13 protein-coding genes are annotated in these 21,572 nt (G+C 71.1%); 5 read left to right on the top strand and 8 right to left on the bottom strand.

What is annotated here, in order from left to right:
- The first annotated feature begins 50 nt into the window (after positions 1-50).
- The 3 genes from OG609_RS32350 (at position 51) to OG609_RS32340 (ending at position 9,026) form a co-directional block, all read left to right on the top strand.
- Positions 51-2,627, top strand: coding sequence for a S8 family serine peptidase (locus OG609_RS32350; RefSeq protein ID WP_327276071.1), 2,577 nt, complete (start codon positions 51-53; stop codon positions 2,625-2,627).
- The gene (locus OG609_RS32345; RefSeq protein WP_327276070.1) at positions 2,627-5,569 is read left to right on the top strand and encodes an FG-GAP repeat domain-containing protein; all 2,943 of its coding nucleotides are present in this window, start codon (positions 2,627-2,629) and stop codon (positions 5,567-5,569) included. The genes OG609_RS32350 and OG609_RS32345 overlap by 1 nt, the downstream gene beginning before the upstream one ends.
- Before the next feature lie 88 nt (positions 5,570-5,657).
- On the top strand, positions 5,658-9,026 hold the full coding sequence (locus OG609_RS32340) for an ATP-binding protein (protein ID WP_327276069.1): 3,369 nt from the start codon (positions 5,658-5,660) through the stop codon (positions 9,024-9,026).
- Positions 9,027-9,048: 22 nt separating this feature from the next.
- On the opposite strand, the gene OG609_RS32335 is transcribed toward OG609_RS32340, so the two are convergent.
- The 8 genes from OG609_RS32335 to OG609_RS32300 all read right to left on the bottom strand — a co-directional run bounded on the left by OG609_RS32335 (position 9,049) and on the right by OG609_RS32300 (position 19,166).
- A complete protein-coding gene (locus OG609_RS32335) occupies positions 9,049-10,935 on the bottom strand; it encodes an ABC transporter ATP-binding protein (RefSeq protein WP_327276068.1) in 1,887 nt (628 codons plus the stop codon).
- A gap of 215 nt (positions 10,936-11,150) precedes the next feature.
- Positions 11,151-12,404: an MFS transporter gene (locus tag OG609_RS32330; RefSeq protein ID WP_442818020.1), complete on the bottom strand. Its 1,254-nt coding sequence runs from the start codon at positions 12,402-12,404 to the stop codon at positions 11,151-11,153.
- Positions 12,405-12,406: 2 nt separating this feature from the next.
- Positions 12,407-13,846 carry a CitMHS family transporter gene (locus OG609_RS32325; protein WP_327276067.1) on the bottom strand — a complete coding sequence of 480 codons (1,440 nt, stop codon included), beginning with the start codon at positions 13,844-13,846 and terminating at the stop codon, positions 12,407-12,409.
- Between the two features lie 133 nt (positions 13,847-13,979).
- The gene (locus tag OG609_RS32320) at positions 13,980-14,117 is read right to left on the bottom strand and encodes a hypothetical protein (RefSeq protein ID WP_327278419.1); all 138 of its coding nucleotides are present in this window, start codon (positions 14,115-14,117) and stop codon (positions 13,980-13,982) included.
- 126 nt (positions 14,118-14,243) lie between these two features.
- Positions 14,244-14,864 (bottom strand): TetR/AcrR family transcriptional regulator, encoded by a 621-nt coding sequence (locus OG609_RS32315; RefSeq protein ID WP_327276066.1) that lies wholly within the window; start codon positions 14,862-14,864, stop codon positions 14,244-14,246.
- 53 nt (positions 14,865-14,917) lie between these two features.
- Positions 14,918-16,201 (bottom strand): hypothetical protein, encoded by a 1,284-nt coding sequence (locus tag OG609_RS32310; protein ID WP_327276065.1) that lies wholly within the window; start codon positions 16,199-16,201, stop codon positions 14,918-14,920.
- Positions 16,198-17,046, bottom strand: coding sequence for a hypothetical protein (locus tag OG609_RS32305; protein ID WP_327276064.1), 849 nt, complete (start codon positions 17,044-17,046; stop codon positions 16,198-16,200). Before OG609_RS32305 ends, OG609_RS32310 begins: the two co-directional genes overlap by 4 nt.
- The gene (locus tag OG609_RS32300) at positions 17,043-19,166 is read right to left on the bottom strand and encodes a right-handed parallel beta-helix repeat-containing protein (protein WP_327276063.1); all 2,124 of its coding nucleotides are present in this window, start codon (positions 19,164-19,166) and stop codon (positions 17,043-17,045) included. The genes OG609_RS32305 and OG609_RS32300 overlap by 4 nt, the downstream gene beginning before the upstream one ends.
- Positions 19,167-19,287: 121 nt before the next feature.
- Between OG609_RS32300 and hmgA the strand changes: the two genes are divergently transcribed.
- Together hmgA and OG609_RS32290 are read left to right on the top strand one after the other, a co-directional pair.
- Positions 19,288-20,616, top strand: a complete 1,329-nt coding sequence (gene hmgA / locus OG609_RS32295) for a homogentisate 1,2-dioxygenase (RefSeq protein WP_327276062.1) — start codon at positions 19,288-19,290, stop codon at positions 20,614-20,616.
- A gap of 83 nt (positions 20,617-20,699) precedes the next feature.
- Positions 20,700-21,467, top strand: a complete 768-nt coding sequence (locus OG609_RS32290; protein ID WP_327276061.1) for a GntR family transcriptional regulator — start codon at positions 20,700-20,702, stop codon at positions 21,465-21,467.
- Positions 21,468-21,572: the final 105 nt, after the last annotated feature.

Raw genomic sequence — 21,572 nt, 5'->3', positions numbered from 1 at the left:
GGTCCGGGTACGGGGCCGGCTCCCCCGTACCCGTCCAGGAGGAGCACTCCATGCACCTGCCCCGATCCCCCCGGCGCAGATCCGCCGCGTGGGCGGCGGCCGCGATCACGGCGGCGGCCGTGCTGACCGGCCCGGCCCCCGCCTTCGCACAGTCCGGCACCGCCGTGACCGGTACAGCCGCGAAGAGCACCGCCGCAAAAAACACCGCCGAGGTCGACTCCGCCGTTCTCGACACTGTCAGGAAGGGAAAGGAGTCGACCTTTTTCGTCGTCCTGAAGAAGCAGGCGGACCTGTCCGCGGCGAAGGGCAGGCGCGGCCACGCCGCGAAGGCGAAGGCGGCGTTCGCGTCGCTGCGCGCCGAGGCGAGGAGCAGCCAGCAGCCGCTCACGTCCTTCCTGGACAAGGAGAAGGTCGGCTACCAGTCCTTCTGGATAGCCAACGCCGTCAAGGTCACGGGCGACAAGCGGCTCGTCGAGGACCTGGCGAACCGCTCCGACGTGGCGAGCATCGTCAAGGAGCACCACTACGAGCTCGACGCCACCGAGAGCGCGGCATCAAAGGCCGCCACCGACGCCGACCCGGTCACCCCCGAATGGGGCGTCAAGGACATCAAGGCCGACCAGGTCTGGGACCAGTACGACGACCGCGGCGAAGGCATCGTCATCGCCAACGTCGACTCGGGCGTCCAGTACGACCACCCGGCGCTGAAGGCCAACTACCGCGGCAACAACGGCGACGGCTCCTTCACGCACGATTACAACTGGTACGACCCGACGAGCCAGTGCACCACGTCGGCGCCCTGCGACAACAACGGTCACGGCACGCACACCATGGGCACCATGGTCGGCGCGGGCGGCGTCGGTGTCGCGCCCGGCGCCAAGTGGATCGCAGCCAAGGGCTGCGAGTCCAGCTCCTGTTCGGACTCCTCGCTCCTCGCGGCGGGCCAGTGGATCCTCGCGCCGACCGACCACACCGGCCAGAACCCGCGCCCCGATCTCGCCCCCGACATCGTGAACAACTCCTGGGGCGGCGGTGACACGACGTTCTACCAGGACATCGTCGAGGCGTGGAACGCGGCCGGGATCTTCGAGGCGTTCGCCTCCGGCAACGACGGCGACGGCACCACCTGCTCGACCGGCCACGCGCCCGGCTCGCAGGCACCCGCGTACGGTGTCGGCGCATACGACGTCAACGGCAGGATCGCCGACTTCTCCGGCTTCGGACCGTCCAGGCTCGACGGCTCGATGAAGCCGAACATCTCGGCTCCGGGCGTCAATGTCCGCTCCACCTGGCCGGGCAACACGTACAAGGCCATCTCCGGCACGTCGATGGCGACGCCGCACGTCGCCGGCGCCGTCGCCCTGCTGTGGTCGTCCGCCCCCTCCCTCATCGGCAACATCGACGCGACCCGCGCGCTGCTGAACGAGGGCGCCGCTGACGTCGACGACACTCACTGCGGCGGCACCGCCGAAGCGAACAACGTCTGGGGCGAGGGCAAGCTCGACATCTTCGCGTCCGTCGACAAGGCCCCGCACACGGCGGCCGTCCTCACCGGCAAGGTCACCGACAAGGCGACCGGCTCCGCGCTGACCGGCATCACGGTGAAGGCCTCCGGGTCCGCCTCGACCCGCACCGTGACGACCTCGGCGGACGGCTCCTACCGGCTGACCCTTCCGGCGGGCTCGTACGACTTCGCCCTCAGCGGGTACGGCTACGCGGACGGCTACGCGTCCGACCTCACGGTCGCCACCGGTGAGCAGCTCACCAAGGACTTCACACTCGACGCGGTCGCCTCCCACACGGTGTCCGGAACCGTCCTCGACGTCACCGGCAAACCCCTCGCCAAGGCCACCGTCCAGATCGCCGGCACTCCGGTCGCCTCCGTCACCACGGACGCGACCGGACACTTCAACCTGCCGAAGGTCGCCGAAGGTTCGTACACCCTGACCGCCGCGCCCGCAGCGCCCGTGCTGTGCAACGGCACCTACCGCGGCAAGCTGACCGTGGACGGTGACGAGTCGCTGACCGCCCGGGCGCCCGCCCGCAGCGACACCTACGGCAACAGCTGCGCCCCGGCGACGTACTCCTGGATCAGCGGCAGCAGCAAGGTCGCGCTCAGCGGCGACGAGGACACGAAGACGATCGCGCTGCCCTTCCCGGTGAAGCTGTACGGCGTCTCCTACTCCAGCGCGAGCGTCACCACCAACGGCCTGATCAACTTCCTCGAACCGCGACTCGGTGACTACGACAACGTCGCGCTCCCATCGGCCGACAAGCCCAACGGCACGGTCGCCGCCTTCTGGGACGACCTGACCCTGGACAAGAAGTCCAGCGTGCAGACGGCCACCACGGGTACCACCGGCAGCCGCACGTTCGCGGTCGTCTGGAACAACGCCGCCTTCGCCGGCAACACCTCGGCCCGGGTCTCCTTCGAGGCCGTCTTCGACGAGGCCACCGGCTCCGTCACCTTCCAGTACCAGGGCCTGTCCGCCACCTCGCCCGAGAACGGCGCGAGCGCGACCGTCGGCATCGAGAACCAGGCCGGCACCGACGCCCTCCAGTACTCCTTCAACGAGCCGGTCCTGGGGGACCGGTCCGCCATCCGCATCGCGCAGGGGACCAAGTGATGAGAACCGACTCCCGGCGAGCTCTGCGTCTCGCCTCCGCACTGGTCGTTGCCGGTCTGGCGCTGAGCGCCGCGCCGCCCGCACTCGCCGCCGACGACGGCAACAGCCTGCTCACCCTCACGGACAGCCAGGCCGAGCAGCTGGCGGACCACGCCCAGCTGAACGCCTACGCGGATGCCGACCGCGAGACCGTCGACCCGCAGGGCTCGAACACCGGATCCGGGGCCTCCGGAACGGACCGGGGCACGGACTCGGGCTCCCACCTCGACGAAGGCACCGGCACGGAGGCCGGCACCGACGCCGCCGTGACCATCTCCCCCAAGTCCACGGTGGAAGGCGTGCGCGGCCTTGCCGCCACCGTTCCCGCCGGCGGCAAGGGCGGCGACTACTTCACCCTCCACAGTCTCGGCAGCGTCCAGCGCAGCAAGGCCGACGGCACGGCCCTGTGGCGGCGCGACAACGCCTCGCTGTACGCCGACTGGGGGGTCAAGAACTCCCGGCCCTGGCAGACCGAGCCCTACCCGGCGCGCATCGTCATGGGCTACAACGCGGTGAGCCCGTTCACGCCGGCGTCGGACCAGGGGTACGTGACCGGTGACCTGACCGGTGACGGCGTGGACGACGTGGTGTTCTCGGCGAGCGTGGGCGTGTCCCCGTACCGCCCGTTCACCTCCCCCGGTTCCTCGCTGGCCAACGGCACCTTCGTCACGGTCCTCGACGGCAGGACCGGCAAGACGCTGTGGTCGAAGCTGTACGCGTACGCCTACAACGTGAAGCTCGTCGGCAGGACGCTCGTCGTCACGGACGCGCCGTACTACAACCTCAACTCCCCCGCCGCCGCCACCGCCACCGTGTCGGGCATCCGCTTCTCGTACGCCGACGGGACGCTGGCCCCCTCCGCCACCTGGACATACGACACGGGCGTGCGCGCCGGTTCGGCGTGGGGAGCCCTGGAGGACCTCGGCGGCGGACTGGTCGCCGCGTCGTACAACCAGCGCAGGACCCCGACCGCCGCAGGGCGCAGCCGCACCCTGGTACTGGACACCGCGGACGGCTCCGTCAAGTGGCAGACCGACAGCTCCCTCTACTCGCGCCAGTTGCACCTGGACACCACGCGCGGGCGGCTCGTGGCCCTGGAGCAGTCCGACCCCACCGACGGCGTGAAGTACGAACTGGACTCCTACTCCCTCGCCAACGGCAGGCGCACCACGCTCGACACCCGGATCAACGCGCTGCCCATCGACATGACCATGGGTGATCTGCGGGGCGACCGGAAGTCCGAGTACACGGTCAGTGAGTCCACGCTCGACCCGCACCTGTACATCAACGCCAACACCGTGCGGGTCGTGGACGGCACCGACCCCGGCAGCCTGCTGTGGTCCTCCACCGTCAAGCGCGACGCCGACAACGGTCACGACGGGCCGAGCGTCTGGAGCCTCGACGTCGTCGACGGCAATCTGGTGACGTCCGCCCAGGACGACACCGGCATGAACACCGCCGAGAACCCCGGCGGCGGGCAGTACGCCTCGCTCACCGTGTTCTCCGGCAGCGGCAACGTGCGCTGGCAGGAGAAGGGCATCGGCGCCTCGCCGATGTTCAGCCAGGTCTACCGCGACGCAGACGGCCGGCACATCCGCACCGTCGACCAGAACCAGAACATCCGCACCTACGGGTTCGGCAACGGCAAGCAGCAGAGCCTCCTGCCGCTCCAGGGCGACCTGTCGTCCGCGCAGTCGTCCGACATCGACGGCGACAAGAAGAACGACCTGGTCGTCGGCGGCAAGTCCAACGGCGTGTGGGCCTACTCGGGCCCTTCGCTGACTGCGGGCAAGCCCAAGCTGCTGTGGAAGGCCACGGTCCCCGGGCAGGTGCACCGGATCGAGAAGGGCGACGTCAACGGCGACGGCCACGACGACTTCGTGGTGGCCGCCGACACGGCCGTCGCGGTCCTCGACGGGCGCACCGGCAAGGTCATCGAACGCATCGACGGGGACGGGCAATTCGTCCGCTCCGTGACGGTCGCCGACCTCGACGGCGACAAGCGCGCCGACATCGTCGTGCCGACGGACAAGGTGCGGGCCTACCGCGGTGACGGCTCGGCGCTGTGGACGTACGGAGCGCCCGACAGCGCGGGCAGCGTCGTCTTCGGCGACCTCGCAGTGGGCGAGGGGCGGGTGTACGCGCAGTACGCGAACACCGGCTCCCTCCACAAGGAGTCACCCGCGGTCGACGGTGTCGCGCTCGATGCCGGGAAGGGCACTGTGCGCTGGACCGCCGCGCCGAAGTCCCCGGCCGAGAGCGTGGACGGCAAGCTGTACGGAGCCGTCCTGAACCATGGCGTCTTCACCTCGCCGGAGATCCCTTACGCCGATGGGCACGCAGTCGTCTACACCTGGATAGCGGCCACCTCGACGACGGCGGAGGGCACGCCGGACGGTTCCAGCCTGCGCAACGTGGTCGAGATCCGCGACAGCCGCACGGGTGAGGTCCTCCACCACGGCGTGGCCGGGGGCGCCTGGACGAACGGGAACTTCTTCACCGGGCCCGAGGGGCTGATCCTCGCGGGGACGGCGTCGTTCCGGACGTACGCGGCCGGCGGCCAGGACTACTCGATCTTCACCCTGCCGACGGTGGAGACCGGCGGGTTCCTCACCGGGCCCGGCGGTCGGCGCCTCCTCATCGGCGGCGTCCAGGCGGGCGCCTACGTGTACGACCCGGCGGTACTGACCGCGGGCCACAACTACCCCGACCAGGTGGGCAGGATCACCCTCCTGGGCGCCAGGAACTACTTCTCCGGCGACCTCGACGGTGACGGTGTCGACGAGCTCGTGAACCTCGGCTTCGACGAGACGGGCTACGACCGCATGACCGAGCTGCTCGGCGGCAGGTATCTGCAGCAGTTCACCGCCATCTCCCAGATGACGGTGTCCACGCTCTCCTGACGAGCCCCGCGCCCTGCCGCAGGCCCTCCGGACTCCGGTCCGGGGGGCCTGCGGCCTGCCCGGACAAGGGCGTTACAGTGGCGCCCTCATGGACTCGGAGCAAACGGGACACGGCACGGACGCCGGACCGCCGCTGTTGCGTCTGCACCTTTTCGGCGGGTTCCGGGTGACTCGTGACGGCGGGCCCCCGCTCGCCGACAAATGGCCCCGACCCAGCGCCCGCGCCCTCGTGAAACTCCTCGCCGTCTCCCCCGGCCACAGCCTCCACCGCGAGCAGGCCATGGAAATCTGCTGGCCGGACTCCGACGAGCGGGCCGCGCTCGGCAGTCTGCGGGTCGCCCTGCACGCCGCCCGCCGCGCCCTGGAACCGGAGCTGGTCCCCCGCGCCTCCTCGTCCTATCTGACCGGCGAGGGCACCCTGCTGCGGCTCGATCCGCAGACCGTGGTGATCGACGCCGATCACGCCGAGAGCCTCGCCGAGCAGGCCCTGGCCGCGGGTACGGCCGAGGAGCTGGCCACCGCACTCGCCGCGTTCACCGGCGAGCTGCTGCCCGAGGACAGGTACGCGCCCTGGGCCGAGGCCCGGCGCGAGCAGCTCTCCGCACTGTGCGACCGGGTGCGGCTCGCACTCGCCGAGGCCCATCTCACGGACGGCGAGACCGAATTGGCCACCGACGTGGCGCTGCGTGCGGTGGCCGCTGCCCCGGCCGAGGAGCGCGCCCACCGGGTGCTGATCGACACCTATCTGCGCCAGGGCCTTCGCCGGCAGGCCGTGCGCCAGTACCACCTGTGCCGGGATGCGCTCGATGCGGAGCTCGGCGTACGGCCCGGCCCGGCGACCGAGCAGTTGCATCTACTGGCGCTGGACGCGTCCACGGCCGTACTTCCCGCCGTCTCCGTTCCCGTTCTCCCGGCCGCGATACGCACCCCGCCCGGTCCGCCGCTGCGGGGCCGGGCCGACGAACTCGGCGTGCTGCTGGCCACCGACGGGCCTCCGGTGCGGCTCGTGGGCGGCGAGGCCGGGGTGGGCAAGACGCGGCTGACTGCGGAGGCGGCCCGGCGGGCGGCCGAGGCCGGGACGACCGTGCTGTGGGGTGCGGGCCACGACGCCGAGGGGCACACCCCGTACGGCGTCTTCGTCGAGGCGCTGGATGCCTGGCTCGCCGACCGGCCGTCCGCCGAACGGGCCAGGATCGGCGGCGAGTACCCCGAACTCGCGTCGCTTCTCCCCACGCTGGGACAGATCGGCGCAGGTGTGGAGCGCAGCCCCGAGGAGCAGCGTGACCGGTTGTTCCGGGCCACGGCCGGGCTGCTCGGCGATCTGGCGGCGGCCGGGCCCGTCCTGCTGGTGCTGGACGATCTGCATGCCGCCGACACGGGTTCGTACCAGCTGCTGAGCCATCTGGCCCGCCGGGCTTCGTCCACGGGAGCCGCGTGGCGTTTCGTCGTCACGTACCGCGCGGAGGAGTTCGACGGGACGGACCCGCGGCGCACCGCACTGGAGGCGCTCTCCCGCCAGGGGATCGCCCGCTCGCTGGAGTTGGGGCGGCTGGGGCGCGAGGAGTGTCTGGCCGTCGCAAAGGACGCAGGTGCCAGGACCGGTCTCGACCGGGTCTGGGAGCTCTCGCTCGGTAATCCGCTGTTCGCCCTGGAGCTTGCCCGCAGCACCAGGGACGGCGGCGGGGACACCACGGGGCTCAGCGCTCCGGAGGGTGTCCGTCAGCTGGTGACCGCTCGTCTGGCGCGGCTCGGGCCCGCGGCACGCCGGGTCGTCGAGGCGATCTCCGTGGCCGGCGGCGGGGCCGCGCTGAGCGAGATCCTGGATGTGGCGGAGCACGGCCTGCATCCGCCACTCTCGTCCGCCGAGGCGACCGACGCCGTGGACGCGGCGGTCGCCGCCTCGGTGGTGGCGGAACGGCCGGTGGTGGTCGGTGGCCGGCCGCTGCCCGGCCTCGCCTTCCGCCACCCGCTGGTGAGACTGACCTGTTACGACGGGCTGTCCGCCGCGCGCCGCCGGCAGCTGCACTCGGCGTACGCGGAGGCCGTGCTGAGGCGGCGCCCCGACGCCGTCGACACACTGGCCTCGCATCTGACCCGGGCCGACGACCCGCGGGCCACCCAGTACCTGCGGCAGGCCGCAGAACGCGCCGCGGCCCTCTGCGCCAATGACACCGCAGACCTCTACTACGCCGAACTGACCGCCCGCCTCGACGCACTGGCCGCCGATGCGGCACAGGCCCGGATCGACCGGGGAGCCGTCCTGCGCCGGATGGCCCGGTACCAGGAGGCGGCCACCGTACTGCGCGAGGCGCTGGCGGACATGGTCCGGCGCGGTGACGAGGACGGCCAGGTGCTGGCCGCGGCCCGGCTGACCGAGGTGCTGGCGAAGCATCGCGGCACCGACGAGGGCGAGGAGCTGCTGCGTACGTATCCCCCGGGCCCGCACACCCCGCCGCCCACCACTGTGGCGCACCATCTGGCGGCTGCGGTCCTGCGGTTCGTGGGTGGCCGGTACGAGTCCGCGCATGCCTCGGCCCGCAGGGCGCAGGAGGCCGCCGAGGACGTGCGGGGCAGCGAACGCAGGGGGCTGCTGGCCAGGTCCCTGGGGATGCAGGCGACCTCGCTCGGCCTCGCGGGACGGTTCGCGCAGGCCCGTACCGCGGCCGATCTGGCACTGCCGCATGCCGAGGCGTACGGGGATCAGGAACTGCTGGTCACCATCCTCTCCGTGCTGCGGGAGCATGCGCGCCGGTCCGGCCTGCTCGGCGAAGCGGTCTCCATCGGCCGGCAGGCACTGAGCCTGGCCGAGCACACGGGCGATCCGACGGCGGTGGCCTTCGAGCGCGCCAATCTGGCCGAACTGCATCTGATGCTGCGCGAGTTCGCCGAGGCGCAGGAACACGCCGAGGCGGCCGTCCGGGATGGAGAACCGAGCCCCGCCTGGTGCACCCCGTACGCCCTGGCCGCTCTGGCCCGGGTCCGGATCAGAACCGGTGAGCCCGGCGCGGCCGAACTGCTGGCGAGGGCCGGGCGGACCGCCGAGGCTCAGCGCGACCGGCAGGCCGTGCACGAGGTGCACACTGCGGAGGCCGAACGGCTGGTGCGCGAGGGGCGCCCGCGGGAGGCCCTGACTCTGCTGGCCGACGACAGAGACCCGTCAGCCGCCCCGCTGCTGGCCTGGGCGGAACTGCTGTCGGGTCACCCGGAGCGGGCGGCGCGAAGGGCGGCGGCCGAGACGGTACGTGCGCAGCGGGTCGGCGAACGGCTGTCGGAGACCGATGCCCGCACGGTGCATGCGGCCGCGCTCTCGGCGCTGGGCCGGGAGGCGGCGGCACACGAGGAGTTCGGGCGGGCTGCGGCCCTGGCCAGGGAACTCCCCTATCCCGCGGGGGCGTTCGCGGTGGATGAGGCCGGCGGGACGGACTGGACCGCCGCCCGTACCGGATTCCCCGGCTGACCGGTGGTCCGGGCGGCCGTTGTCAGCCGAGCTCCGCGGCCTGCGTGCCGGGGCTCTCGAACTGGGTGCGGTACAGCTCCTCGTACCTGCCGCCGGCCGCGAGGAGTTCTTCGTGGGTGCCCCGCTCCACGATCTGCCCGTCCTCCACGACAAGGATGAGATCGGCCGCCCGTACGGTGGAGAGCCGGTGGGCGATCACGACTGCCGTGCGTCCGGCGAGCGCTTCGGTGAGCGCCTCCTGGACAGCCGCCTCGGAAGTGTTGTCCAGGTGGGCGGTGGCCTCGTCGAGGATGACGACGCGCTGGCGGGCCAGGAGCAGCCGGGCGATGGTCAGCCGCTGGCGCTCGCCGCCGGAGAGGCGGTAGCCGCGTTCCCCCACGACTGTGTCGAGCCCGTCGGGCAGCGAGGCGACCAGACCGTCCAGGCGTGAGCGCCGCAGCGCGTCCCAGAGATCCTCCTCGGTGGATTCCGGACGGGCGAGCAGGAGGTTGGCGCGGACCGACTCGTGGAAGAGGTGGCCGTCCTGGGTGACCATGCCGAGGGTGTCACGCAGGGTGTCGGCGGACAGGTCGCGTACGTCGATGCCGCCGATGCGTACCGAGCCCTCGTCCGTGTCGTACAGGCGCGGCAGCAGTTGCGCGATGGTCGACTTGCCCGCGCCGGACGAGCCGACGAGTGCCACGGTCCGGCCGGGCTCGGCGCGGAAGGAGACCCCGCGCAGCACTTCACTGCCGCCGCGGGTGTCGAGGGCCGCGACGTCCTCGAGCGAGGCGAGGGAGACCTTGTCGGCGGACGGGTAGCCGAAGCGTACGTCGTCGAACTCCACGGACACCGGCCCTTCCGGGACCGTCCGTGCGTCCGGCTTCTCCTCGATGAGCGGCTTGAGGTCGAGGACCTCGAAGACCCGCTCGAAGCTGACGAGGGCGCTCATCACCTCGACGCGCGCCCCGGCAAGGGCGGTGAGCGGCGCGTACAGCCGGGTCAGCAGCAGGGCCAGGGAGACGACCGCGCCCGCGTCCAGCTGCCCGCGCAGGGCGTAGAACCCGCCGAGCCCGTAGACCAGGGCGAGCGCCAGCGCGGACACGAGGGTGAGGGCGGTGATGAACGCGGACTGGGCCATGGCCGTGCGCACCCCGATGTCGCGCACCCTGCCCGCTCTGGCGGCGAATTCGGCGGACTCGTCGGCGGGCCGGCCGAAGAGCTTGATCAGTGTGGCACCGGGTGCGGAGAAGCGCTCGGTCATCCGGGTCCCCATCGCGGCGTTGTGGGCCGCGGCTTCCCGCTGGAGCCTCGCCATCCGTGTACCCATGCGGCGCGCGGGCAGCACGAACACCGGCAGCAGCACCAGTGCGAGCGCGGTGATCTGCCAGGAGATGGAGAGCATGACGCCAAGGGTGAGGAGCAGTGTGACGACATTGCTGACGACGCCGGAGAGTGTGTTGCTGAAGGCGCGCTGGGCGCCGATGACATCGTTGTTGAGGCGGCTGACGAGCGCGCCGGTGCGGGTGCGGGTGAAGAACGCGATCGGCATGCGCTGCACATGGTCGAAGACGGCGGTGCGCAGATCGAGGATCAGCCCTTCGCCGAGGTTCGCCGAGAGCCAGCGGCTGACCAGGCCGAGTGCCGCCTCCGCGACGGCGATCACGGCGATGAGCAGGGACAGCCGTGTGACGGTGCCCCCGTCCTCGCCGGTCACGATCGCGTTCACGACGCGGCCGGCGAGGACGGGGGTGGCGACCGCGAGCAGCGCCGTCGCCACGCTCAGCATCAGGAACAGGGCGACCCGGCGCCGGTGCGGACGGGCGAACGCGGCGATGCGCCGCAGGGTGGCTCGGTCGAAGGGGCGTCGGTCCGCTTGCGCGTTCATGACGTTGTGGAGCTGCGTCCACGCGGTTGCTTCCATGCTCATGGGAGGAACGTACGACCTCCAGTGGGCTTGAGGTCAACCGCCCCGATTCGACCGGTGCTCCTGGACGTCGAGACCAGGGATGTCCTTGGGCAGTGGGCAGATCCGGCGGCCGTGGTGGTCGAGGACGTACAGGTGCGCGAGATCGACCAGGAGCGGGACCTGTCCGCCGGTGCGCGCAACGGTTGCGTCGCACTGGGGTGGGTGCGGCGGAATTGTCAGGTGCGGTTGCGGTGCACGGGGCGCTGTCGGGACCGGGGCGCCGGCACGGCCGGGGTCGCTTCGGCGTCTCTGGCACGCCCGCCGCGTACCCCCAGCCCCGCCGCCGCGAGCAGGAGTGCGCCGAGCATGACGAACGGCGCCGCGGTGCCCGCCACTCCGGCGATGAGACCGGCGGACGCCGGGGCGGCGACCTGGCCCAGGCGGTTTCCGGTCAGCCGGAGAGCGAGTGCGGTGGAGCGGGCCTCCGCCGGGGCGGCCTGGACGACGGTGGTCATCGACAGCGGCTGGCCGGCCCCGAGACAGAAGCCGAGCACGGCGAGCATCACGGCCAACGCTGCTACGGGTACGGGCAGGGCGATGCCCGCGCAGAGCATTCCGGCCAGCAGACAGGTCGTGGTGAGCAGCGCTGTGCGGCCGAGGACGCGGAGCATCGGGGTCATCACCAGGCGGCAGGCGATGGTGGCGGCGGCGCGCAGACTGAGCAGCAGCCCGATGGTGGCGGGGGCGATGCCCCGGTGCTCGCCGACGACGGGCAGATACGCAGTGAGGATATCGGTGGCGGAGAGCACGGCGAGGCTGATGAAGATCCCGGCCGGAACCCCGCGGGCGCGCAGGATGCGTCCGACGGGAACCTTGCTGACCGGATCCACGCGCATGGCCGTGGGCGCGGAGCGGTGCTCGATGCGCCGGAGCGAGACGAAGGAGATGGCGGCGACGGCTGCCGAGACGGTCAGGGCGAGTGCGCTCGTACGGGCCATGGCGCCGTCCCGCTCGGAGATCACATACCCGGCGGCGATCGGACCGATGAGCTGGCCGAGGGAGGCGCCGATGGTGAAGTGGCCGAAGTTGCGGTCCTGTTCGGCCGGCGCCGACTGCCGGGCGACGATCGACTGGGCGCCGATGACGAAGCAGAGATGACCGAGCCCCATCACACCGCTCCAGGCCGCCATCGCCGTCAATGAGCCCGCCCTGCTGCTGAGGGCGCAGCCGCCTGCGATCAGGACGACGCCGATCGGCAGCAGGGGTGCGCACCGGCCGTGGTCGGTCCTGCGCCCGAGCGGGACGGCGGCGAAGAGCGGCAGGAGCGCGTACACCCCTGTGATCACACCGATGGCGCGCTCTTCCGCGCCCAGCGAAAGAGCCCGGTAGGAGACGGCGGGCCGCGCCATCGACACCGCCCCCTGCGCGAAGGCGAAGGCGATGACGAGGCGCAGCAGCCAGCTCCTGCCGGGCTCTTGTGTACGGGGCACGGTCAGATGATTCCGAAGAGGAGTCCGGCGCAGAGCACCACGAGTGAGGTGAGCGCGGCCCACTTGACGGTGAACCTGGTGTGGTCGCCGAACTCGACCTTCGCCATGCCGACGAGGACATAGACGGCCGGGACCAGCGGGGACGACATGTGCAGCGGCTGTCCGACCAGGGAGGCGCGGGCGATCTCCAGCGGGGAGACACCGTGGGCGGCACCGGCCTCGGCGAGCACGGGGACGACGCCGAAGTAGAAGCCGTCGTTGGACATGAAGTACGTCAGCGGGATGCTCAGGATGCCGGTGACGATCGCCATGTGCGGGCCCATGCCGTCGGGGATCGCGCCGACGAGCCAGTCGGCCATGTGGTCGACCATGCCGGTGCCGGAGAGGACGCCGGTGAAGACGGCGGCTGCGAAGACCATGCCGGAGACATTGAGGACGTTGTCGGCGTGGGCGGCGATACGGGCCCGCTGGTCGGGCATGTGGGGGAAGTTGACGGTGAGGGCGAGTGCCGCGCCGAGCAGGAAGAGCACCGGGATCGGCATCAGTTCCATGATCATCGCGGTGAGCAGGGCGACGGTGAGGCCCGCGTTGAACCAGTAGAGCTTGGGGCGCAGGGTGGCGCGGGCCGGGTCCAGGCCCTTGAAGCCCTCGTCCGCATCCGCTTCGGCGTCCGCCGCCTCGTCGCCGACAGCGCCCGTGCCCGTACCGCTTCCGCTTCCGCTTCCGCCGGAGCTCTTGCCGGTACGGTCGCTGCCGCCGCCCGCCCCGACGAGAACCGTCTCCGACTCCGTGACCGTCTCGGTGGTCAGCACCTCGTCGAGGGTGAGCGTGCCGAGCCGCTTGCGCTCGCGCCGGCCCAGCACGACGGCCAGGAGCAGGACGGCGACCAGTCCGACGCCGAGCGCGGGAATCATCGGGACGAAGATGTCGCCCGCGTCCAGCTTGAGCGCGGTGGCGGCGCGGGCGGTGGGGCCGCCCCAGGGAAGGGTGTTCATGACGCCGTTCGCCGTGGCGGCGATACCGGTCATCACGACCAGGCTCATCTTGAGGCGCTTGTAGAGCGGATACATCGCCGAGACGGTGATCATGAAGGTGGTGGAGCCGTCACCGTCGAGCGAGACGATCGCGGCGAGCACCGCCGTACCGACCACGATCCGCATCGGGTCGGCCTTGCAGAAGCGCAGGATGCCCCGCACGATCGGGTCGAAGAGGCCGACGTCGATCATCACGCCGAAGTAGACGATGGCGAACATCAGCATCGCGGCGGTCGGGGCCAGATTGCCGACACCCTCGATGACGTAGTCGCCGAGCTTCGCACCCTTCCCGACGGCGACGCAGAACAGTGCGGGGATCAGGACCAGCGCCGCGATCGGCGACATCTTCTTCATCATGATCAGGACCAGGAAGGTCGCAATCATGGCAAAGCCGAGGATTGTCAGCATATGGGATACCTATCGCTCACCCTTGAACTCCCACCGGAGTCGGCGGTGCGGATGACGTTAGGGCGCGCCTCGCAGCGTTAACAAGATGTTGACATGCGAGCAATACGAGCAAAACACCAGGTCAACGCGGTGATCACGTGATGGGCACAACCGGCGGCACTCCCTGGCTCATGTCGTCGGGTGTCGCGGCGGGCGTCACCGCCACCGGGATGCCGTTGAGCACGGCGGTGCCGGAGAGCGGGTCGAGCCGGCTGCCGTCGCCCGAGGGCAAAGCCCTTGCCGGGTGCGGCCGGACGGGGAGCCCGGGCGGTGCGGGTGCGGCGCGGGTCGACGACGGTGAGGGTGCCGCCGCGGCGGAGCAGCGCCTTGAGCTTGCCGTGGGACGCGGCCCTCGCGGTCAGTCGAGGACTTGTGCGAGGTAGGCCCGGAGCAGGACGCGGGTCTCGCCGACGATGGCCTGGTCGCCCGACGGGACGGTGCGGAAGGCGAGTTGGAGGAGGGCGTCGGCGGCCTCGACACAGACCAGGATCGTCCGGAGCAGCTCCTCGTCGGGGGCCCGGCCGAGGTGCCCGGAGAGCAGTTCGGTGAGCCGGCCGGCGACCCGGTGGTTGGCGTCACCGGCCGGGTCATCATCGGGGGCCGGAGCGCCGAAGTCGACGAGGGCGAAGCCGGCCACGGAGCGTTTCATGGCCAGGTATTCGTCCAGGACGGCATCGATGGCGCTGCGCCAGTCGGCGGCCGGGATGGTGGCGAGGCGGGCGGTGATGCGTTCGGCGTAGCTGTCCAGGTTGCGCCGGGCGAGCGCATCGGTCAGCGCGCGCTTGTTGGAGAAGAACCGGTAGACGGAGCCGATGGGGACCTCGGCGCGGACGGCGACGGCACGGGTGGACAGCTGCTCGTATCCGGTCTCGTCGAGGAGTTCGGCACAGGCGTCGAGTATCCGGGCGAGGCGTTCGGCGCTGCGCTGCTGCACGGGGGCGCGGCGGAGGTTCGTGTTCGCATGGGGCACGGGATCCATGATGCCGTGGGTCTCCTCTGCGGGTGGCAGGTCGGTCGGTGCCGGTGCGGCCGTCACGCGATGAGCAGGGACAGCCCGCCGATGGTGTACGTGATCATCAGGACCAGCAGCGGGAGTTGCCCCGCGACGGCACGGCCGGGCGGGAAGAGGCGCACGGACCTGTCGTGGGCTGCGATGACGCCGAGTACGTGGCCGAGGACGATCGCTGCGACCTGGAGCGTGGCGACGCCGCCCGGACCCAGGGGCGGCTCGGGCGGGACGGGATTGTCGGTGCCGGATGCCACCATGACTGTGCGTGGTCCTTCGGTGACGAAGAGCGTGAAGTAGTGGGCGATGAGATAGCCGAGGGCGATCGGGACGAGTGAGTGCGCGAAGGCGGTGAGGGGGTGGCGGAGTTGACCGGAGATCAGCCGGGTGACGCCGGCGCAGAGGGCATAGAGGGTGGCTACGAGGGCGACGGCGCCGAAGAGTCCGAGCGTGGCCGCGGTGGTGCGGCCCAGGGGTGAGGTCTGGACCGTGGCGATCCAGGAGGGGGCGTCCGAGAAGCCGTCGTAGGCGGTGGAGCCGAGCATGACGCAGACGGTGGCGACGAGTCCGGGGGTCTGCGGGGTGGCATCGAGGCCGTTGAAAGGGGAGCGGAGCACGAGGCGGTGGTCGGCGGGGCGCCGGCCGAGCGGGGAGAGCCGGGCGAGCAGCCCCGAGTAGACCTCGAAGGCGTCCGCGTGGTCGAACCATCCGGCGCCGTGGCGGGCGGCGCCTGCGAGGTGGACGGCGGCGTTGAGGGAGAGGAAGAGGAGGAGGGCGGTGGTCGATGCGGGGTCGGGGGCGACGAGTTCGAGCCAGGTGAAGGCCAGGAGCCCGGCCGCGGCGGGCCGGAGACCGAGGCGTACGGGAAGGGGGCGGCCTGCGGCGGGATCGCGGCCGAGCGCGCGGCAGCCGAGGAGGTGGACGGTACGGAGCGGGTTCAGCAGTCGCCAGACGGGGCCGAGAAGGAGTGAGGCGGGGACGAGCCCGACCCAGAGGAGTACGTAGACGGCGCCGGGGGCCGGGTTGCGGTCCGGGTCGTCCGGACCGAGGAGGAGGTGGAGCGTGACGAACAGGGCGGCGGCCAGTCCGAGTACGCGCACGGCGATACGGGTGGGGCGCGCGTCGGCAAGGCGCTGGACGGCGCCCGGGAGCGGGCTGCCCGCCCGGTCGCCGCGGAATCGGGAGGAGGACCAGAGAAGGCCGAGCGCGAGAAAGGAGACGAAGAGCGCGGCGAAGGCCCCGGCGAAGGCGTAGAAGGGGGACAGCGGAAGGTCGTGCTGGGCGCCGATGCCATGGGCGAGGACGCTCACCGTACGACGAGCTGGGTCAGGAGCAGGTCGGACTCATGCGTCTCGACTTCGAAGAGCCCGGTGCGGTCGGCGGTGAACGTGAGGGTGACGGTCTTTCCCGCGGGCAGCCGGGCCTCCTTGTCGTAGCCGTGGACGTGGAGGGTGTCGGCGTGGTCGCTGCGGACCCGGAGTTCGATGATCCGGCCCTTCTTGATCTCGGTGCGGCCGGGGGCGGGGCTGACCTTGCCGTGGGAGACGACGATCTCAAGGGTCGTGTCGGGCCGGGGCGTTTCCGGTTGGTGCGGCGCGGGGGCGGTGGGCTGTGCGGAGGCAGTGGTGAGGGAGGTGGTGGCCTGGATCGGGGCGGAGTTCACGGCCCAGGCGGTGTGGTCGTCGGCGTAGAGGCGGGCGGTGAGGCGGGCGCCGCCGCCGGCGCTGCGGACGAGGTAGTCGGGGAGGTGGTACCAGGAGCCGTAGACCCGGGCGAGGGGGTGGCCGTCGAGGAAGAGGCGGGCGTGGCCGCGCCCGAGGAGAGCGGCGCCGCCGACGCTGTCCGGGGTGAACCGGAAGTTCCGTACGGAGAGATGGACGTTCCACCCGTCCTCGGAGTCCGGCCGTACGCCGACCGTCACCGCGGGGGCGCCCTTGGCGTCGACCTGGCGCAGCCGGTGGCCGGAGCCGTCGTCGGCGGCAAGGAGCCGGCCGACGCTGCCGCTGGCCTGCTCATGGCTGGTGCCGGGCTTGTGGTGGGTGGTGGCCCGCCCACCACAGGCGCTCGCACCGAACACGAGCGCGCCTGCGGTGAGCACGGTGACGGCTGCGACACCCGGCCGGGCGGGCAGCAGTCGCCTGCGGGAATCCTTCACGATGCGTCTCCTTCAGGGGCGGGGGCCGGAGCGACGGCCGGAGCGGGGGCCGGAGCGGCAGGCGCGTCCACGCCCGCGTCCGGAGCAGGGCCCTCCTCCGACACTTCCTGTTCGCCCGACGCTCCCCGTTCGCCGTGCCTGGCGGCGGCCACGACGGCCCACACCACCCAGATCACACCGAGCAGTCCACGCACCCAGGCCGGGCTGAGCGGAATCCACGGGATCATGAACACGGCCTTGTCGACGGCGTCGAGCAGGGTGAGCGCACCCAGGACCACCGTGGTCCAGCCCAGCCAGGGCCGTCCGCCCCGCAGCACCAGCCCGATCCCGGTCCACCACACCCCGGTCAGCAGCAGTGCCAGCGCGGGCACATAGGTGGAGGCCAGCCCCATCGTCGATCCGGCCACGTCCAGCCCGAGGCCTGTCGCGCCGAGCACCGTGACCGCGGTGGCGAGCCCGCTGCCGCGCAGTCTGCGCCACCACAGCACCCCGCCGACCAGCGCGAGCACCACCGCGATCGCCAGCGTCACCTGTACCTCGATGCGCTCGATGCCACGTGCTCCGTACCAGTCGCAGCCGGCCGGCAGCCGTCGCGCCTGCACGTTGTAGTCGGCGCAGACCAGCAGTTGGGCGAGTTTGACCGGTTCGCCGACGAGCCGGTCGGTGCGTCCGGACACGGCGCCGCGCTCGGAGCCGCAGGTGGGCAGGGTGCGCGGGGAGGACGGCCCGGTGTCCGACTGCCAGCAGTTGCCGTCGCCCTGGCCGTCCCAGAACACGTCGGTTCGGTTGGGCCGGGAGTTGCCCGCCTTGTCCGTGCCGAGGTGGTTGCCCGCATACCGGTTGTGGTGGGAGGTGTCGGCCTGCTTGGACAGCGCGCTCTCGCCGCGGATGAAGGCGGGGACCGCGGTCAGGAAGAAGGCGGCGCGCTGCTGCCCGTAGATCCAGTTGTTCTCGTACAGGTTCCAGTTGCCGCCGGCGGTGATGATGCCGGAGCCCGGCGGCATGGAGATCTGCGGGCAGACGACCCCGTCCTCGTAGCCGCGGTCCACGGGCGGCTTGGCGCAGGTCCCGTCGGCGACATACGGGTAGTAGTCGGCGTTGTTGTCGTGGATCAGGTTGCGTTCGAAGCGGGCGTGATTCTGCGGCAGTCCTGGGTGGCCGGGGAAGGCGCTGTCCATCGAGGCGCCGCCCATGTTGTGGTCGAACTCGTTGTCGTGAACGTAGACGGAGTCGCCCGCGGTGCCGGAGTAGCCGACCATGTTGTGGTGGCTGCGGCAGCCGGTGATCTCGATCGAGTAGCGCGGGACCTTGTAGCCGTACCCGTCGTTGATGTCGGACGCGCTACCGGGGTAGATGCCGGAGTCGCCGTTTCCGTACGACTCGCAGTTCCTGTACAGCCCGTGGTCGCTCGCGAAGGTCAGAAAGCCGTACTCGTCGTTCCACCGGGTGAGGACGGAGTCGATGACGAATCCGTCCTGCGCCAGGACGTACAGGGAGTTGAAAGTGGTGCGCTGGGCGGTGAAGTTCTTGAAGTAGATGCCGTCGGAGCCGTCCGCGCGGATCGCGTTGAGTTTCTGGTACTTGGCGTCGATGACGACATCCGTGCGCTCGGCGCCCGTCCCCTCGATCTGGAGGTTCTTCTTGCCGAGGATCGCCACCAGGTTCTGGTTGTGCGGGCACTGCGCCTGCTGCGCGTAGGACAGGATCTGGTAGCCGAGCTTGGAGTTGGGCGCCTTCAGGCGAGTGCACTCCCCCGCCGGCTTGGGCAGTGAGGGCTCCTCCTCGTACAGGCCGGGCAGGATCGCGATGTTCATGCCGGGCCTGCCGACCGCGTCGACGGCCTGCTGCAGATGGCGGTAGCCGGACTTCTGGCAGCGGTCGAACAGCTGCAGGTTCCGGGCCCGCAGCTCGTCGGGGAAGCCGGATATGCGGCGCTCGAAGTCCGCCCGGTCGCTCTTGCAGACCAGCAGATCCGGTTCGCCGGTGCGGTACACGGGGACGCTGCCGGTTCCGTCGGGCAGGGTGACCGGACGTTCCTCGTGCGCCTGGGCGGCCGGAGCCGCGAGGAGGGCGACGGCGAGCGCCGCCAGGACCACCAGAAGTCTTCGTGTCCACGACATGTGCGCGAGAGTAGAGCATTGTTCAACTTTTGGAACCCCCTGTGCACCACGAATGCCGTTGACGCGCACCGATCCGATTCCTACGGTTGTCCATAGGATTCCTTCGGCACCAGGAGCGCACATGAGCGGCATCGAGCAGGCGAGGAAGACCGCGGAAGGGCTTGAGCATTCCGCCGGTTTCGGCAATCAACACAGCTCGGAGGCAGTGCCAGGAGCGCTGCCGCACGGCCGCAACTCGCCTCAGCGCGCGCCCCTCGGGCTCTACGCGGAGCAGCTGAGCGGCTCGGCCTTCACCGAACCGCGGGCGCACAACCGCCGTTCCTGGCTCTACCGGATCCGCCCGTCGGCCGCTCATCCCCCGTTCGTCCGCATCGACAACGGCGCAGTGCGCACCGCCCCGTTCACCGAATCCGCGCCCGACCCCAACCGGCTGCGCTGGGATCCGCTCCCCGAGCCCGCGGCCGGGACGGACTTCCTGGCCGGTCTGTGGACCCTCGGCGGCAACGGCGACGCGACGCAGCGCAGCGGCATGGCCGTGCACCTCTATCACGCCAACTCGTCCATGACCGACCGGGTGTTCAGCGACTCGGACGGCGAGCTGCTGATCGTCCCGGAGCGGGGCGGCCTGCTGCTCCGTACCGAACTGGGCCTGCTGCGCGCCGAACCGGGGCACATCGCACTGATCCCGCGCGGTGTCCGTTTCCGCGTGGAGCTGCTGGATGCCACCGCCCGCGGCTATGTCTGCGAGAACTACGGCCAGCCGTTCACCCTGCCCGACCTCGGCCCGATCGGCGCCAACGGCCTGGCGAACGCCCGGGACTTCCTCGCCCCCGTCGCCGCGTACGAGGACGACGACCGCCCGGTGGAGGTGGTCAACAAGTTCTGCGGGAACCTCTGGTCCGCAACCTATGACCACTCGCCGCTCGATGTGGTCGCCTGGCACGGCAACCACACCCCGTACGTCTACGACCTGCACCGTTTCAATGTCATCGGCTCGATCAGCTACGACCACCCCGACCCGTCGATCTTCACGGTGCTGACCTCTCCGTCCGACACCCCCGGTCTGGCCGGCGTCGACTTCGTCGTCTTCGCGCCGCGCTGGCTGGTCGGCGAGGACACCTTCCGGCCGCCGTACTTCCACCGCAATGTGATGAGCGAGTACATGGGCCTGATCGAGGGCGCGTACGACGCGAAGACGGCCGGCAAGGGCGGCTTCGTCCCGGGCGGCGGCTCGCTGCACAACATGATGTCGGCGCACGGCCCGGACCGGGAGACCTTCGACCGGGCGAGCGAGGCGGAGCTGAAGCCGCAGAAGATCGACGACGGTCTCGCCTTCATGTTCGAGACCCGCTGGCCGGTGACGGCGACCGGGCAGGCGGCGACCGCCGGCCATCTGCAGCGTGGCTACGACGACGTGTGGCAGGGTCTGAGCCGCAACTTCAGGCCGTAGGCAACGACGCCGCTTCTCGGCCCCCGCGTCGTCGCGTCCGCTGTGTCGCAGTACGGAGAGACCAGGTGACCCAGGTGCCTCAGATGTCCAAGATGCCCCAGGGGCATGCCTTCGCCCCCGATTCGCTGGTCCTGAACCGCAAACTGCCGCTCTGGTACCAGGTCTCGCAGTCGTTGCGCGCCTCGATACTGGGCCGCACCAAGGACGCGTCGGCGCGGCTGCCGACCGAGGAACAGCTCGCCGCGCACTACGGCGTCAGCGTCCTGACGATGCGCCAGGCGCTCAAGGAGCTGGAGGCGGAGGGGCTGATCAGCAGGCACCGGCGGCGCGGCACTTTCATCGAGCCGCGCGCCCGCCGGGTGTCACCGGTCCGGCTGCTGGGCTCGATCGATGCGATCGTGGCCCAGCAGTCGGGTGAGCGGACCGTGGTCCTCGGCCATGGTCCGGTCGCCGTGCCGGGAGACCTCACCGAGTACTTCTCCGACTGCGCGGAAGTCGTCAGCTACCGCCGGCTGCGCCGCGACGGGGAGAGCGACGAGCCCACCAACTGGGCGGAGAACGCGGTGCATCCCGAGGTCGCGGCCCGGCTCGATGTGGCCGATCTCGAACGCTGGCCGATGACCAAGGTGCTGCGTGACCGGGTCGGTGTCCGGATCGCGCGCATCACCGACACGGTCGAGGCGCGCCTCGCCGACCCGGCCACCGCCGGGCTCCTCCAGGTGCCGCTGCTGAGCCCGATCCTGTTCTACACGGGCGTGACGTACGACGAGAGCGGCCGGGTGGTGGATGTGGCGCAGATCCGTTACCGGGGGGACCGGTTCTCCTTCTCGGTGACGGTGGAGGCGCACTGACGGCCCGCCCTCCGGCGCCGTTACGATGCCAGGGCCGGTCCGGTGGAGCACGGACAGGGCGCATCGCGACCCCGGCCGTGCTCCGCCGGACCGGCCCTAAAGGCG

The organism is Streptomyces sp. NBC_01224, assembly GCF_036002945.1.
Taxonomy (GTDB): Bacteria; Actinomycetota; Actinomycetes; order Streptomycetales; family Streptomycetaceae; genus Streptomyces.
The sequence above is the reverse complement of the archived record's forward strand: the minus strand, read 5'-3'. Positions and strand labels throughout refer to the sequence as shown.

Coding starts and splice junctions, on each gene's coding strand:
- OG609_RS32350 (WP_327276071.1), top strand. CDS start 51: ATGCACCTGCCCCGATCCCCCCGGCGCAGATCCGCCGCGTGGGCGGCG.
- OG609_RS32345 (WP_327276070.1), top strand. CDS start 2,627: ATGAGAACCGACTCCCGGCGAGCTCTGCGTCTCGCCTCCGCACTGGTC.
- OG609_RS32340 (WP_327276069.1), top strand. CDS start 5,658: ATGGACTCGGAGCAAACGGGACACGGCACGGACGCCGGACCGCCGCTG.
- OG609_RS32335 (WP_327276068.1), bottom strand. CDS start 10,935: ATGAGCATGGAAGCAACCGCGTGGACGCAGCTCCACAACGTCATGAAC.
- OG609_RS32325 (WP_327276067.1), bottom strand. CDS start 13,846: ATGCTGACAATCCTCGGCTTTGCCATGATTGCGACCTTCCTGGTCCTG.
- OG609_RS32315 (WP_327276066.1), bottom strand. CDS start 14,864: ATGGATCCCGTGCCCCATGCGAACACGAACCTCCGCCGCGCCCCCGTG.
- OG609_RS32300 (WP_327276063.1), bottom strand. CDS start 19,166: ATGTCGTGGACACGAAGACTTCTGGTGGTCCTGGCGGCGCTCGCCGTC.
- hmgA (WP_327276062.1), top strand. CDS start 19,288: ATGAGCGGCATCGAGCAGGCGAGGAAGACCGCGGAAGGGCTTGAGCAT.
- OG609_RS32290 (WP_327276061.1), top strand. CDS start 20,700: ATGTCCAAGATGCCCCAGGGGCATGCCTTCGCCCCCGATTCGCTGGTC.